Source organism: Rhizobium sp. 2YAF20 (genome assembly GCF_052114685.1).
In the GTDB taxonomy this organism is placed as follows: Bacteria; Pseudomonadota; Alphaproteobacteria; order Rhizobiales; family Rhizobiaceae; genus Rhizobium.
This window is the reverse complement of sequence record NZ_JBFRFF010000004.1, coordinates 68,760-83,690: the sequence shown is the minus strand read 5'-3', so window position 1 is coordinate 83,690 and position 14,931 is coordinate 68,760. Positions and strand designations below refer to the sequence as shown.

At 60.8% G+C, this 14,931-nt stretch carries 13 protein-coding genes and 2 tRNA genes; all 15 read left to right on the top strand.

Going from position 1 to position 14,931, the window contains the following annotated elements:
- Positions 1 to 3 precede the first annotated feature (3 nt).
- The 15 genes from AB4Z52_RS07965 to nuoI all read left to right on the top strand — a co-directional run bounded on the left by AB4Z52_RS07965 (position 4) and on the right by nuoI (position 14,827).
- Positions 4 to 3,453, top strand: a complete 3,450-nt coding sequence (locus tag AB4Z52_RS07965) for an AAA family ATPase (RefSeq protein WP_442217379.1) — start codon at positions 4 to 6, stop codon at positions 3,451 to 3,453.
- Positions 3,454 to 3,556: 103 nt separating this feature from the next.
- Positions 3,557 to 3,955, top strand: a complete 399-nt coding sequence (locus tag AB4Z52_RS07960; protein WP_442217378.1) for a (R)-mandelonitrile lyase — start codon at positions 3,557 to 3,559, stop codon at positions 3,953 to 3,955.
- A gap of 217 nt (positions 3,956 to 4,172) precedes the next feature.
- Positions 4,173 to 4,249: transfer RNA gene (locus AB4Z52_RS07955), tRNA-Asp, on the top strand.
- A gap of 80 nt (positions 4,250 to 4,329) precedes the next feature.
- Positions 4,330 to 4,406, top strand: a tRNA-Asp gene (locus AB4Z52_RS07950).
- Positions 4,407 to 4,663: 257 nt separating this feature from the next.
- A complete protein-coding gene (locus AB4Z52_RS07945; RefSeq protein WP_442217377.1) occupies positions 4,664 to 5,029 on the top strand; it encodes an NADH-quinone oxidoreductase subunit A in 366 nt (121 codons plus the stop codon).
- Complete coding sequence (locus tag AB4Z52_RS07940; RefSeq protein WP_442217376.1) at positions 5,020 to 5,601, top strand: NuoB/complex I 20 kDa subunit family protein; 582 nt, start codon at positions 5,020 to 5,022, stop codon at positions 5,599 to 5,601. Before AB4Z52_RS07945 ends, AB4Z52_RS07940 begins: the two co-directional genes overlap by 10 nt.
- Positions 5,602 to 5,619: 18 nt before the next feature.
- The gene (locus tag AB4Z52_RS07935; RefSeq protein ID WP_442217375.1) at positions 5,620 to 6,222 is read left to right on the top strand and encodes an NADH-quinone oxidoreductase subunit C; all 603 of its coding nucleotides are present in this window, start codon (positions 5,620 to 5,622) and stop codon (positions 6,220 to 6,222) included.
- A 78-nt stretch (positions 6,223 to 6,300) separates the two neighbouring features.
- Positions 6,301 to 7,491, top strand: coding sequence for an NADH-quinone oxidoreductase subunit D (locus AB4Z52_RS07930; RefSeq protein WP_442217374.1), 1,191 nt, complete (start codon positions 6,301 to 6,303; stop codon positions 7,489 to 7,491).
- Positions 7,491 to 7,817 (top strand): hypothetical protein, encoded by a 327-nt coding sequence (locus tag AB4Z52_RS07925; RefSeq protein WP_442217373.1) that lies wholly within the window; start codon positions 7,491 to 7,493, stop codon positions 7,815 to 7,817. The genes AB4Z52_RS07930 and AB4Z52_RS07925 overlap by 1 nt, the downstream gene beginning before the upstream one ends.
- A 16-nt stretch (positions 7,818 to 7,833) precedes the next feature.
- Positions 7,834 to 8,946, top strand: coding sequence for an NADH-quinone oxidoreductase subunit E (locus tag AB4Z52_RS07920; protein WP_442217372.1), 1,113 nt, complete (start codon positions 7,834 to 7,836; stop codon positions 8,944 to 8,946).
- 9 nt (positions 8,947 to 8,955) lie between these two features.
- The gene (gene nuoF / locus AB4Z52_RS07915) at positions 8,956 to 10,260 is read left to right on the top strand and encodes an NADH-quinone oxidoreductase subunit NuoF (protein ID WP_442217371.1); all 1,305 of its coding nucleotides are present in this window, start codon (positions 8,956 to 8,958) and stop codon (positions 10,258 to 10,260) included.
- A 9-nt stretch (positions 10,261 to 10,269) separates the two neighbouring features.
- The gene (locus AB4Z52_RS07910) at positions 10,270 to 10,917 is read left to right on the top strand and encodes a helix-hairpin-helix domain-containing protein (RefSeq protein WP_442217370.1); all 648 of its coding nucleotides are present in this window, start codon (positions 10,270 to 10,272) and stop codon (positions 10,915 to 10,917) included.
- A 241-nt stretch (positions 10,918 to 11,158) separates the two neighbouring features.
- On the top strand, positions 11,159 to 13,240 hold the full coding sequence (gene nuoG, locus AB4Z52_RS07905; RefSeq protein WP_442217369.1) for an NADH-quinone oxidoreductase subunit NuoG: 2,082 nt from the start codon (positions 11,159 to 11,161) through the stop codon (positions 13,238 to 13,240).
- Between the two features lie 12 nt (positions 13,241 to 13,252).
- Positions 13,253 to 14,296, top strand: a complete 1,044-nt coding sequence (nuoH, locus tag AB4Z52_RS07900) for an NADH-quinone oxidoreductase subunit NuoH (RefSeq protein ID WP_442217368.1) — start codon at positions 13,253 to 13,255, stop codon at positions 14,294 to 14,296.
- Between the two features lie 39 nt (positions 14,297 to 14,335).
- Complete coding sequence (nuoI, locus tag AB4Z52_RS07895; RefSeq protein ID WP_442217367.1) at positions 14,336 to 14,827, top strand: NADH-quinone oxidoreductase subunit NuoI; 492 nt, start codon at positions 14,336 to 14,338, stop codon at positions 14,825 to 14,827.
- Positions 14,828 to 14,931 lie beyond the last annotated feature (104 nt).

Genomic DNA, 14,931 nt, shown 5'->3' with positions numbered 1-14,931 from the left:
TCTATGCGCTTCGACAGGCTCGACATCATCCGCTACGGCGCGCTTACCGACCGGACTCTCGACTTCCGCCCAGACGCCCGTCTGCACGTCATCTACGGGCCGAACGAGGCCGGCAAATCGTCGGCTCTCAACGCCATTTCCGACCTGCTGTTTGGCTTTCCGCGCGGCAGCGCCCGCTTCAACTTTCTGCATGAAGCGGCCACCTTGCGGATTGGTGCCCTTATCTCCGCCCGTGACGGATCAAGCCTTGCGTTTCGCCGCCGCCGGGGCAACAAGAACACGTTGCTGGGCATCGACGACAAGGAGACGACGCTTGCCGAAGACGCCCTGGCGCCATTCCTGGGCAACCTCAGCCGTGACGTCTTCGAGCGCGCCTTTGGCCTCGATTCCGATCGTCTGCGGCTTGGCGCCGCCGCCATGCTGCAGAGTGGCGGCGAAATCGGAAGCCTACTGTTTTCGGCGGCGTCCGGGCTGACCGGCCTCGCGCGCCTTCGCCAGTCGCTCGACGGCGAGGCGGATGGCATCTACGCGCCAAGACGATCGAAGGATCGTTCGTTCTACCAGGTGCTCGATCGTCACGACGACGCTCGCAAAGCCGAGCGCGAAAACGAACTGAAATCGGGAGACTGGAAGAAGCTTGTTGCTGAGGCTGCCGAGGTCACGAGCGAACTTGCAGCGCTTCAGGTGGAGCGGCAGGAGACTAAGACCGCGCTCGATCGTCTGAGGACGCTGAAGAAGCTTGAACCTATGCTGCGAGAGGTCGATACTGAGCACGGGCTCTTGCTGGATTTTGCCGACACTGCGGGCTTGCCGCCAGGATTCGAGCACGATCTAGACAAGGCGCTCGAGGCTCGACGGCTGAACGATGATGTGGTTCATACTGCCACGGAAGAGATTGCCCGCCTGAAGGACGAGATTGAGACGGCCGAGGTCGACCATGCCGTCCTCGACGCCGCCAATGTCGTGATGACGCGCTACGCCGAAAAGGGAGCCTATCTGAACCACCGTAAGGACATGTCCCGGGTCAAGGGCGAAGTCGAGGATTTCGATGTCAGGCTGCAGCAGCTCGCTCGCAAGCTCGGTCTGTCGGTCGATGTCGCCGAGCTGGAACGGCGCCAGCCGGCAGACGCCGACCTCGCACGCCTTCGGGCATTGGCGACTGAGGGAAAGGAGCTGAAGCGAAGCTATGCGGAGGTACGCGGGCGGCAGGAAGAGGAACAGGACCACCTGCGACGATTGGAGGGCGCCGACGTTTCCGGGCGCCTCGTCGACGCCAAGCCCTATTCCGAGCAGATGGAAGCGCTGCGGCCCGACCTTTCCAAGCTCGAGGCGTTCGACGCCGCGCAGGTTCGCGTGTCCCGCGCGGAAGCGGATCTTGCAGAAGCCACCGCACGGCTTCTTCCTGCCGTGACCGACCTCGGCCGGCTGCTGGCAAGCCCACTTCCGGATATCGTCGTTTTGAACGAACATCGCTCCCGGCTCGATGAGCTGCGCACCATAGCACGCGAAAGAGCTGCGGCTGTTGGCGTCGGGGAGGCGGAACAGGCGGAAGTCGAGCGCGAGATCGCGGCTCTCGAACGCGGCGGCTCGCTCATCACCCGCGGCGACATCGAAGCCGCCCGAACACGGCGCGACGAGCTATGGCAGTCCCATAAGGCGTCGCCTGTACCAGGTCCGGCCGGGATATTCGAGGAGGCGATCCGCACCGCGGACCGGTTGGCAGACGTAGCGCTGGACGATGCCGAGCGCGTTTCCCGTCACGCGCAAATGAAGGTGCGCCTCGACAAGCTGGAGCAGGCGCTCTTGGCCGATCGTCGCCGTGAGGAGGCGGCGACTGCGGCGCTCGAGAACGCGACCGGCGATTTCGAGCAGCTCTTTGCCTCTGCAGAGGTATCTCCGCTCAGTCCGGACCGCATGATCGAATGGCGGCGCGGGATCGATGCGCTGGCCAGACAGCGCGAGGCGCTTGGTACTCTCAAGGATGAGCTTGCATTGTTGCGCCTGGCTGAGGCTCGGCTAATGCCGGCGCTGTCTGCCCTTGCCGACGCGACGGGCCTTGCTGGCACCACGTCCCTGCCGCCGGCGGCGCTAGCGCGGGCTCTGTCCCGGCACATTGCCGATCTGGCGCATCGATGGACGGAAAGCCGCTCCATCGAGGGCGAACGTGTCTCGGTCTTGGACGGGCTTGCCAAATTGGAAGCACGCGAGACGGCGCTGCGGTCGGACGCCGAGCGCTGGCAGAACGCCTTTGCCGAGGCGACGCCCATGATCGGTCTGGCCGAGGACGCGACCATCGAGATGGCAGAGGCCGCGCTCGATATCTGGAAGGACCTGCCACAAACGCTGATCGAGCGTGACAATCGCCGCCGTCGCGTTCGCGGCATGTTGCGCGATATCACCACCTTCGAGGACAGCGTTCGCGCGCTGGTTTCGACCGCCGCCCCCGATCTCGCAGCATTCTCGCCGGATGCGGCGATGGATGCGTTGCATGATCGCGCCATCACTGCCAATGCCGACCAGCAGCACCGCAGCAACCTCCTGAAGGCGCTGGAGCGCGCCGAGCATCGGCTTGCGCGATCGAGCGCCGAAGCGGAAGAGGCGGAAGCTCGACTTGAAGCGCTGGCGAAGAACGCGCCACAGTCGGACGACCTACCTTTGCTGCTGGAGCGGCTGCGCGTGCGCAAGGAACTGGAGACGCGACTTGCAGCGAGCCGCAGGCGGCTTCACGAGCAGGCGGAAGGTCAGCCCGAAGAAGCGGTGCGTGCTGAATTGGCAGGCTTCAGCCGCGTCGAAGCCGATCTCGAGATTGAGCGCCTGCAGGCGCAGGATGCAAACCAGCTCCAGCGGTTCGGCACTCTTTCAGCACGGCTTTCGGAAAATGATCGGCAGCGGCGGGAGCTGGAAGCGGGCACCAGCGCCGAATACGCAGTCTTCGAAAAGCTATCCGCCGAACAGGAAGCCAAGGAACTCGCTCGCCAATGGGTGGTGCTGAAACTCGCAGCCCATATGCTGGGCGCATCGATGGAATCCTATCGCGAGAAACGGGCAGACCCGGTCATGACGCGCGCAGGCGAACTTTTCTCCCTGCTGACGGGTAATCGCTTTGCCCGTCTTGTCCAGGATTACGGCAGCGACGACGAATTGCAGCTGCTAGCGGAGCGCACCGGCGGCGAGCGCGTACCGCTCGACGGTTTGAGCGAGGGTACGGGCGACCAGCTCTATCTGGCCCTGCGGTTGGCCTTTCTGGAAGATTATTCCGCCCGAAACGAGCCGCCGCCATTGGTCGTCGACGACATCTTCCAGACCTTCGACGACGAGCGGACTTGCTCGGGGTTAAAGGCGCTTGCAGGCACCGCAGGCCGTTTCCAGACGATTCTCTTCACCCACGAGACGAGCGTGGTCGAGATCGCCAAACGGGAGATCGGGGCTGAATTGGACCTCATCCTGTTGTAGGGCGCGTCGCCGCATGCCCGCTGTCATCGCTTGGACGATGCCTTCGGATGGAATAGGTTGGCCCATCGTTGGATCAGAACTGCTGTGACACAGGGGATAGATCATGGAGATAAAGCCTTGCGGCTCGCGCCCGTCGATGAAGGCGCCTGCGGAATATTTCACCGGCGCCGTTCGCCAGGACCCGCTAATGCAGGCGCCGGCTCCCGCAAGCGTTCAGGTCGTCAGCGTCACCTTCGAGCCGGGAGCCCGCACTGCCTGGCATACCCATCCTCTCGGTCAGACGCTGGTTGTCACGTTCGGCAAGGGGCTCGCCCAGGCTTGGGGCAGCGAGGTCCAGGAGATCAAGGCGGGCGACGTCGTCTGGTTCGCGCCGGGCGAAAAGCACTGGCACGGCGCCACACCGCAAACCGCCGTGACCCATATCGCCATCCAGGAAACGCAAGACGGCAAGGCCGCCGAGTGGATGGAATATGTGACGGACGATCAGTACGGGGCAGGGTAAGCAGGCGCTTGCCGGGAACCTCGAGGAGTGACCGGGAGCGGCATGTTGCGCGGTCTAGGGCAAAGCCGGCGATGACCAAAAAACATTTCGTGGTCTGTCATGGTTTTGTATTCAAAGCTGCTTGACACCAAAAGGCGAACCCCGTAGTTAGCCGCTCATCGGACGGCTTGAGCCGGTTTGATGGGTGCGAAAGCATCCGGAGTACTTGAAATGAATTGCGGGTGTAGCTCAGTTGGTTAGAGTGCCGGCCTGTCACGCCGGAGGTCGCGGGTTCGAGCCCCGTCACTCGCGCCATTTCAAGTAAAGGCAGGCCGCCTGGCGGCTGCTCGCTTCGGACTTTTTGGCTCGGCCTTTAGAGGCCATCTTATATATGCGCGGGTGTAGCTCAGTTGGTTAGAGTGCCGGCCTGTCACGCCGGAGGTCGCGGGTTCGAGCCCCGTCACTCGCGCCAGTTTCACACAAGTCCTTACGATCTATAATGAATTTGTTGCACCTGCGAAATCGCGTTCGGGGCTATGGGCCGAATTGTCGCGACATCGTTGCATCGTCTTGATAAAACCGATTTAGTCGCGCGCAAATGACGTATTCAAAAGCCTTGCGCCGGCGCTCCGGCTGCGCTAACCACGGCTTGTTGCAACGCTCTTTCGCTTGCTGGGCTATCAGCCCGAAGCGCCTCCCGGCGCTCCTTCGCAAGCAGGGATGGACATGATGACTGGACTGCTCAGTTCCTATATTCCGATAGCGATTTTCATTGGCATTGCGCTAATCATCGGCCTGGCGCTACTCATTACGCCGTTCGCCGTTGCCTTCAAGGCGCCCGATTCGGAGAAGCTTTCTGCCTATGAGTGCGGCTTCAACGCATTCGATGATGCCCGCATGAAATTCGATATCCGCTTTTACCTGGTATCGATTCTCTTCATCATTTTCGATCTGGAAGTGGCATTCCTTTTCCCTTGGGCGGTGTCCTTCAGCGACATCGGCTGGTTCGGGTTCTGGTCGATGATGGTGTTCCTCGGCGTTTTGACCATTGGTTTCATTTATGAATGGAAAAAGGGAGCCCTGGAATGGGAGTAGCACAGGGCAATTCGACGCTTGTTGCGCCGCAGCCGAAGGGCATCATCGATCCCGCCACCGGCAAGCCTGTCGGCGCCAATGATCCGTTTTTCGGCGAGATTAACAATGAGCTGGCGGACAAGGGCTTCCTGGTCACCTCGACGGACGAACTGATCAACTGGGCGCGTACCGGCTCGCTGATGTGGATGACCTTCGGTCTTGCCTGCTGCGCAGTCGAGATGATGCAGGTATCGATGCCGCGTTACGACGTCGAGCGCTTCGGCTTTGCGCCGCGTGCCTCGCCGCGCCAGTCGGACGTGATGATCGTCGCCGGCACGCTCACCAACAAGATGGCGCCGGCACTGCGCAAGGTCTACGACCAGATGCCCGAGCCGCGCTATGTCATCTCAATGGGCTCCTGTGCCAATGGCGGCGGCTACTATCATTATTCCTATTCGGTGGTGCGCGGCTGCGACCGCGTCGTGCCGATCGATATCTACGTGCCGGGCTGTCCTCCCACGGCCGAAGCACTTCTCTACGGCGTGCTTTTGCTGCAAAAGAAGATCCGCCGCACCGGCACGATCGAACGCTAAGGGCAGGGGACAAGCATTATGAGTGAATCCCTGGAAAAGCTTGCAGCCTATATCGGCGAAGTGCACGGCGACCTGATTTCGTTGTCCGAGATCAAGTACGGCGAATTGACGGTTACGACATCGGGCGAACATCTGATCCCGCTGTTGCGATTTCTGCATGACGATTCGAAATGCGCCTTCGTCAATCTGATCGACATTTGCGGAGTCGACTGGCCGCAGCGCCCTGATCGTTTCGACGTCGTCTATCACCTGTTGTCGCCGAAGAAGAACCTGCGCATCCGCATCAAGGTGCCGACCGGCGAAGAACAGCCGGTGCCGTCTGCCTGCGCGGTCTATCCCGGCGCCGATTGGTTCGAGCGCGAAGCCTGGGATATGTACGGCATCCTCTTCACCGACCATCCGGACCTCCGCCGCATCCTGACGGACTACGGCTTCGAAGGGCATCCGCTGCGCAAGGATTTTCCGACCACGGGTTTTGTCGAAGTGCGCTACGACGATGCGGCAAAACGCGTGGTCTACGAACCGGTGGAATTGAAGCAGGAATTCCGCAACTTCGATTTCCTCAGCCCCTGGGAAGGCACGGATTACGTGCTGCCGGGTGATGAAAAGGCGGCGAAGTGAAGAAAGGCGTCATCAATCCGATTGACGCTATCGTCTACACCTCGTCCATTGATTATTGCCAGCGCGGAGCGCGTCGCCATGACAGAACATAACGTCCGCAACTTCAACATCAATTTCGGCCCGCAGCACCCGGCAGCGCACGGTGTTCTGCGCCTCGTGCTCGAACTCGATGGCGAGATCGTCGAGCGCGTCGATCCCCATATCGGCCTGCTCCATCGCGGCACCGAAAAGCTGATCGAGACCAAGACCTATCTGCAGGCCGTTCCTTATTTCGACCGCCTCGATTACGTGGCGCCGATGAACCAGGAACATGCCTTCGCGCTTGCCGTCGAAAAGCTGCTCGGTACGGAAATCCCTATCCGCGGCCAGTTGATCCGCGTTCTCTATTCGGAAATCGGCCGTATCCTCTCGCATCTTCTGAACGTCACGACTCAGGCGATGGACGTCGGCGCCCTGACACCGCCGCTCTGGGGCTTCGAAGAGCGCGAAAAGCTGATGGTGTTCTACGAGCGCGCCTCGGGTTCGCGCATGCATGCCGCCTATATCCGTCCGGGCGGTGTCCATCAGGATTTGCCGCATCAGCTCGTCGAGGATATCGGCGCATGGTGTGATCCCTTCCTGAAGGCGCTCGACGATATCGACGACCTTCTGACCGGAAACCGCATCTTCAAGCAGCGCAACGTCGATATTGGTGTGGTCTCGCTCGAGGATTGCTGGGCATGGGGCTTTTCCGGCGTCATGGTCAGAGGCTCCGGCGCCGCATGGGATCTGCGCCGCGCGCAGCCCTACGAATGCTATTCCGATCTCGAATTCGACATCCCGATCGGCAAGAACGGCGACTGCTACGATCGTTACCTGATCCGCATGATCGAGATGCGCGAATCGGTCCGCATTATGAAGCAATGCGTCAATCGTCTGCTCGGCGATGCGAAGGCCGGTCCTTTCTCGTCGCTGGACGGCAAGATCGTGCCACCGAAGCGCGGCGAGATGAAACGTTCGATGGAAGGTCTCATTCATCACTTCAAGCTCTACACCGAAGGCTACCACGTGCCGGCCGGCGAAGTTTATGCCGCGGTAGAAGCGCCGAAGGGCGAGTTCGGCGTCTATCTGGTTTCCGATGGCTCGAACAAGCCGTATCGCTGCAAGATCCGGGCGCCAGGCTATGCGCATCTGCAGGCCATGGACTTCATGTGTCGGGGCCATCAGCTGGCCGACGTCGCAGCTGTTCTCGGCTCGCTCGATATCGTGTTCGGCGAGGTTGACCGCTAATGCAGCTTCTGCCCGTCGCAACGGCCATTGCCGCCTTGTTGTTTGCCTGCTCGGCGTCTGCCCAACAGAAGACGCCTGAACTTGGAAAGCTCGGCAAGTCGATAGGGGGCACGACACAGGCTCCGGCAGATACTGGTGCGAAGACGGGTTCGCAGTCGGCCGATACGCAGACGACCATGGCCGACCTGGTGTCGCGCGGGTTTGAGATAAAGACCGCGGTTCCGAACGGCGGCGGTTCGTTCGTCGTATTTATGCAAAAGGACAAATTGGCTTACGCCTGCGAATTTTCGTCGCTGACGAGCACGCGGTGTGGATCCATAAACTGAGATAAGGCGTGAAAGAATGTCCGTTCGTCGACTAGCCGAAGATCAATTCCAGCCTGCGGCCTTTGCTTTCAGCGAAGACAATTCGGTATGGGCGCAAAAGACCATCCAGAAATATCCTGAAGGACGCCAGCAATCTGCGGTCATTCCGTTGCTGATGCGCGCGCAGGAACAGGACGGTTGGGTCACCAAGCCGGCAATTGAGAAGATTGCCACGATGTTGGACATGGCGTTCATCCGTGTTCTGGAAGTCGCGACCTTCTACACCCAGTTCCAGCTGCACCCGGTCGGAAGCCGTGCCCACGTCCAGGTGTGCGGCACGACGCCGTGCATGCTGCGGGGCTCTGAAGCGCTGATGAAGGTCTGCAAGAGCAAGATCCATGCTCATACCTTCGAGCGAAACGAAGAGGGCACGCTGTCCTGGGAAGAGGTCGAATGTCTCGGGGCCTGCGTCAATGCGCCGATGGTCATGATCGGCAAGGATACCTATGAGGACCTGACGCCCGAACGGCTGGAAGAGATCATCGACAGCTTTGCGGCAGGAAAAGGCAGCGAAGTGTCGACCGGACCGCAGATCGACCGCCTGTTTTCGGCACCCGAGGGTGGATTGACGTCGCTGCTTGATGCGCCGGCCAAGACGCCAAAGCCACGTGCGGCCCCGAAGGCTGTCGCGACGGAAGCCGTCAGCGTCCCGCCGGCTGAAGCAGGTCGGCCGAAGAGCACTGACGCCGAAACCAATCCGGCGCTGAAGAGCCCGGCCGACGGCAAGACGGCGCTTCCCGCCGGCGACCCGAAGGCAGTTCCAGCGAAGGCGGACAACACCGCTGTCGGCGCGGCGAAGCCGTCTCTCGAAGACAAGAACCGCCCTGCCTCGATCGAAAAGCCGGCAGCGCCGGATGATCTGAAGATGATTTCCGGCGTCGGCCCGAAGATCGAGATCATTCTCAACAGCATCGGCATCTTCACCTTCGCGCAGGTGGCGAGCTGGAAAAAAGCCGAGCGCGAATGGGTGGACGGCTATTTGAGCTTCCATGGCCGTATCGAGCGTGACGATTGGCTMAAGCAGGCAAAGGCTCTCGCCAAGGGTGGCGAAGCGGAATACATCAGAGTCTTCGGTAAGAAGCCGCGGTAGAGGTGAAGCATGTTACTAGATCAGGATCGCATCTTTACCAATATCTACGGTCTGAAGGACAAGTCCCTGAAGGGCGCGATCAGTCGCGGCCACTGGGACGGCACCAAGCAGATCCTCGAAAAGGGTCGTGACTGGATCATCAACGAGATGAAGGCGTCCGGCCTGCGCGGTCGCGGCGGCGCCGGCTTTCCGACCGGCCTCAAATGGTCCTTCATGCCGAAAGAAAGCGACGGCCGCCCGCACTATCTCGTGGTCAATGCCGACGAGTCGGAGCCCGGCACCTGCAAGGACCGTGACATCATGCGCCACGATCCGCACACGCTGATCGAAGGCTGCGTCATCGCCTCCTTCGCGATGGGCGCGAACCACGCCTATATCTACGTGCGCGGCGAATATATCCGCGAGCGCGAGGCTCTGCAGGCGGCAATCGACGAATGCTACGACTACGGCTTGCTCGGCAAGAATAACAAACTCGGCTACGACATTGATATCATTGTCCATCACGGCGCCGGCGCCTATATTTGCGGTGAGGAGACCGCGCTGCTCGAGAGCCTCGAGGGCAAGAAGGGCCAGCCGCGCTTGAAGCCACCATTCCCGGCAAACATGGGCCTTTACGGTTGCCCGACGACGGTCAACAACGTCGAGTCGATCGCCGTTGCGCCGACCATCCTGCGCCGTGGCGCCGCCTGGTTCTCTTCGATGGGCCGTCCGAACAATGTCGGCACCAAACTGTTCATGCTCTCAGGTCACGTCAACCGTCCGTGCACGGTCGAGGAGACGATGGGCATCACCTTCCGCGAGCTGGTCGACAAGCATGCCGGCGGCATCCGCGGCGGCTGGGACAATCTTCTGGCAGTCATTCCGGGCGGCGCTTCATGCCCGATCGTACCGGCCAAGGACATCATCGACTGCCCAATGGATTTCGACGGCCTGCGCGCCGTGGGCTCTTCCTTTGGTACGGCGGCTGCGATCGTCATGGACAAGTCCACTGATGTCATCAAGGCGATCGCCCGTATCTCGGCCTTCTTCAAGCATGAGAGCTGCGGACAGTGCACCCCTTGCCGCGAAGGCACCGGCTGGATGTGGCGCGTCATGGAGCGCATGGCCAAGGGCAATGCCCAGAAGCGCGAAATCGACATGCTGTTCCAGGTGACGAAGCAGATCGAAGGGCATACCATTTGCGCGCTCGGCGATGCTGCCGCGTGGCCGGTGCAGGGTCTGATCCGCAATTTCCGCCCCGAAATCGAACGGCGCATCGACCTTTACACCGCCAATGCGATGGAACATGGCGCTGCACTACAGGCGGCGGAATAAGGAGCTATGATGGTGAAGTCTGCAGATGCACAGCAAGAAGGCGGAGCAGCCGATCGATCGGCTGAACTCGGCCGGATGGCTGCCGAGATCCTGCAGGGTTCGCCTTTGATGTCCATGAACCCGTTGATTTCGCATCCGGTAGCAGCCATGGCGGCGGCAACGGCGATCGGTTTCAGCGTAACGACACAGATGGCAGGGGCTTTCCTCGGCGCGCTCCAGGGTGCGTTCGACGTCACCAACAGGCTGGCGGCCTCGATCGATGCGCGGAATGAATTGCAGCCGGAGGCGTCGGTTGAACCCCTCGCGGCTGCGGCTTCGCTCGTTCCGGAACCGGCTGTCAAGCCTGCGCCTGTCAAAGCGAAGACCATCAAAGCAACGGCCGTCGTTGCAAAGGTTGCGGCAGCGCCGAAACCGGCGCAGGCCAACAGCGGCACGACGGCAAAGACCGATGACTTGAAGCGGATTTCGGGTATCGGGCCGAAGCTGGAACAGGTTTTGAACCAGCGCGGTATCAGCTCAGTCGCCGATATCGCCGCCTGGACGGAAGCTGATATAGCGCGGTTTGATGGCGAGCTCGGTTTCGACGGCCGGATCGCCCGTGATGACTGGGTGGGCCATGCGAAATTGCTGGCGGCGAAAGCGTCGGGCAGGAAGTGACTATTTTCCCGACTGACCCAAGCGGCCGGGGAAAGACGAAGATGGCAGTCGAGCATTCGGGCGGGGCCCGAAGATGCGGGGCCGGGTCGCCTTAGCGTGCAGGGGCATGCTTCGGCAAAGGTTATTGTGAGTAAGACCGATGGCACCCGGCTCATTGTCGCCCGGCGGCCGGCGGTGTTGCGGTCATGAAAATGTTTGCGGCCGGGTTCGGCTGCAAGTGCGAAACAGGACTGAGTGGACGATGGCAAAACTGAAGATTGACGGCAAAGAGATCGAAGTCCCGGATCACTACACGCTCATCCAGGCGTGTGAGGAAGCCGGCGCCGAAGTCCCGCGCTTCTGCTTCCACGAACGGTTGTCGGTGGCCGGCAATTGCCGCATGTGCCTCGTCGAGGTAAAGGGCGGTCCGCCGAAGCCGCAGGCCTCCTGCGCCATGGGCGTGCGCGACATCCGTGGCGGCCCCAACGGCGAGCTGCCGGAAGTTTTCACCAACACGCCGATGGTCAAGAAGGCTCGCGAAGGCGTGATGGAGTTCCTGCTCATCAACCATCCGCTCGATTGCCCGATCTGCGACCAGGGCGGTGAGTGCGATCTGCAGGACCAGGCCATGGCCTTCGGCATCGACAGCTCGCGCTATCAGGAAGACAAGCGCGCGGTTGAGGACAAGTATATCGGACCGCTCGTCAAGACTGTGATGAACCGCTGCATCCATTGCACGCGCTGCGTTCGCTTTACGACGGAAGTCGGCGGCATTTCCGAGCTTGGCCTGATCGGCCGCGGCGAAGATGCGGAGATCACCACCTATCTCGAACATGCGATGACCTCGGAACTGCAGGGCAATGTCGTCGACCTTTGCCCGGTCGGCGCGCTGACGTCCAAGCCTTTCGCATTTACCGCCCGTCCGTGGGAGCTGAACAAGACCGAATCGATCGACGTCATGGACGCGCTCGGCTCGGCGATCCGCGTCGATACCCGCGGCCGCGAAGTCATGCGCATCCTGCCACGCGTCAACGACCAGATCAACGAAGAGTGGATTTCCGATAAGACGCGCTTCATTTGGGACGGCCTGAAGACGCAACGCCTCGACAAACCTTACGTCCGTCGCGACGGCCGTCTGCAGCCTGCCACGTGGGGTGAGGCATTCGCCGCGATCAAGACGGCTGTATCGGCCACCTCGGCTGATAAGATCGGCGCGATTGCCGGCGATCTGGCAACTGTCGAGGAAATGTACGCGCTCTCGGAGCTTGTGAAGTCTTTCGGCTCCGAAAATCTCGACTGTCGCCAGGATGGGGCGGCATTCGATCCGTCGCTTGGCCGCGCAAGCTACCTCTTCAACCCGACAATTGAGGGCATCGAACAGGCAGATGCGCTGCTGATCGTCGGCGCCAATCCCCGCTTCGAGGCAGCGGTGCTGAACGCTCGCATCCGCAAGCGCTGGCGGCGCGGCAAGTTTCCGATCGGCGTGATCGGCGAAGGCGGCGAAATGCGCTACGAATACAACTATCTCGGCGCGGGTCCCGATACGCTGAAGGATCTCGTGGACGGCAGCCATGCCTTTGCCGACGTCCTGAAGAACGCCCAGAAGCCGATGATCATTTTAGGCGCCGGCGCCTTTATCCGCGGCGATGCCGCAGGCGTGCAGGCCAGCATCGCGAAGCTCGCCGTCGCTGCCGGTGTCGTCACTGAAGGTTGGAATGGACTGGCAGTCCTCCACACGGCGGCATCGCGCGTCGGCGGTCTCGACCTCGGCTTCGTTCCGGGTGCTAATGGCGTCAACGCTGCAGAGATGATGACGGCGATGGACGTGCTGTTCCTTCTCGGCGCTGACGAACTCGATTTCTCCGCCAAGAAGACAAAATTCACAGTCTATATCGGCTCGCATGGCGACAACGGCGCCCACAATGCGGATGTCATCCTGCCGGGCGCGACCTACACCGAAAAATCCGGCATCTGGGTCAACACCGAAGGCCGCGTGCAGATGGGCAATCGCGCCGGCTTTGCGCCCGGTGAAGCACGTGAGGACTGGGCCATCATCCGCGCTCTTTCCGATGTGCTTGGCAAGAAGCTTCCCTTTGATTCGCTGAGTGAATTGCGCGCAAGGCTTTATGCCGCTTTCCCGCATTTCGCACGCATCGACGAGATCACCGAAGCCGACAGCGCCAAAATTGTCGCACTTGCGAAAAAAGCCGGCAAGATGGGCAAATCCGCGTTTGCGTCGCCAGTGAAAGACTTCTATTTGACGAACCCGATAGCGCGCGCTTCGGCCGTCATGGCGGAGTGTTCGGCATTGGCCCGCAACAATTTCCAGGCTGCGGCAGAGTAAGGGCAGGGGACAATGGAATTATTCGTTTCGACCTATGTCTGGCCGGCGCTTATTATGATCGGCCAATCGCTTCTGCTCCTGGTTTGCTTGCTGATCTTCATCGCCTACATCCTGCTTGCCGACCGCAAGATCTGGGCAGCGGTGCAGCTGCGCCGTGGTCCGAACGTCGTCGGTCCCTGGGGTCTTTTCCAGTCTTTCGCCGACCTTCTGAAGTTCATGGTCAAGGAGCCGATCATCCCGGCCGGGGCCAACAAGGGCGTTTTCCTGCTGGCACCGCTGGTCTCGGTGACGCTGGCGCTTGCCACCTGGGCCGTCATTCCGCTTGCCAACGGTTGGGTCGTCGCCAACATCAATGTCGGCATCCTCTATGTGCTGGCGATTTCCTCGCTCGAAGTCTACGGCATAATCATGGCCGGCTGGTCCTCGAACTCGAAATATCCCTTCCTCGGCGCCCTCCGCTCCGCAGCGCAGATGGTGTCCTACGAGGTCTCGATCGGCTTCGTCATCGTCACGGTGCTGCTCTGCGTCGGCTCGCTGAACCTGACCGATATTGTCCTGTCGCAGAAGATTGGTCTCGGCACCAAGCTCGGGCTGCCGTCGTCCTTCCTGGACTGGCACTGGCTGTCGCTGTTTCCGATGTTCATCGTGTTCTTCATCTCGGCACTGGCCGAGACCAACCGCCCGCCCTTCGATCTTCCGGAAGCGGAATCGGAACTGGTCGCAGGCTTCATGGTGGAATACGGCTCGTCCCCCTACATGATGTTCATGCTGGGCGAATATGCTGCCGTCGTTCTGATGTGCTCGCTGACGACGATCCTTTTCCTTGGCGGCTGGCTGCCACCGGTCGATATCTGGATCCTCAACTGGGTGCCCGGTGTTATCTGGTTCCTGTTGAAGTCCTGCCTGGTCTTCTTCATGTTCGCCATGGTCAAGGCTTTCGTTCCGCGCTACCGCTATGACCAGCTCATGCGCCTCGGCTGGAAGGTCTTCCTGCCGATCTCGCTCGCCATGGTCGTTATCGTTGCATTCGTGCTGAAGCTGACAGGGTGGGCATGATCATGCTTCCCTTCGCCTCAAGCAGATTTGGAGAATAAGATGGCTGGATTTTCAAACGCCGTCAGCTCGCTGTTCCTCAAGGAATTCGTTGGCGCCTTCTTTTTGTCGATGCGCTATTTCTTCAAGCAGAAGGCCACGATCAATTACCCCTTCGAAAAGGGGCCGGTCAGCCCGCGCTTTCGTGGCGAACATGCGTTGCGTCGCTATCCGAACGGTGAAGAGCGCTGCATCGCCTGCAAGCTTTGCGAGGCGATCTGTCCTGCCCAGGCCATCACCATCGAAGCCGGCCCGCGCCGCAACGACGGCACCCGCCGCACGGTGCGCTACGACATCGACATGGTGAAGTGCATCTATTGCGGTTTCTGCCAGGAAGCCTGCCCGGTCGACGCGATCGTCGAAGGGCCGAACTTCGAGTTTGCGACGGAAACCCGCGAGGAACTTTACTTCGACAAGGCACGGCTGCTCGAGAACGGCGACCGTTGGGAGCGAGAAATCGCTCGCAACATCTCGATCGACTCGCCTTACCGCTGAGCCGGAATTTTTGAATAAGCCGTGACGGGCGGATATCGTTTCCGACTGTCGGGGTTCAACTTAGACCGGGGCTTCGCCACGCAGTCGCATGCGAAGCTCGATCG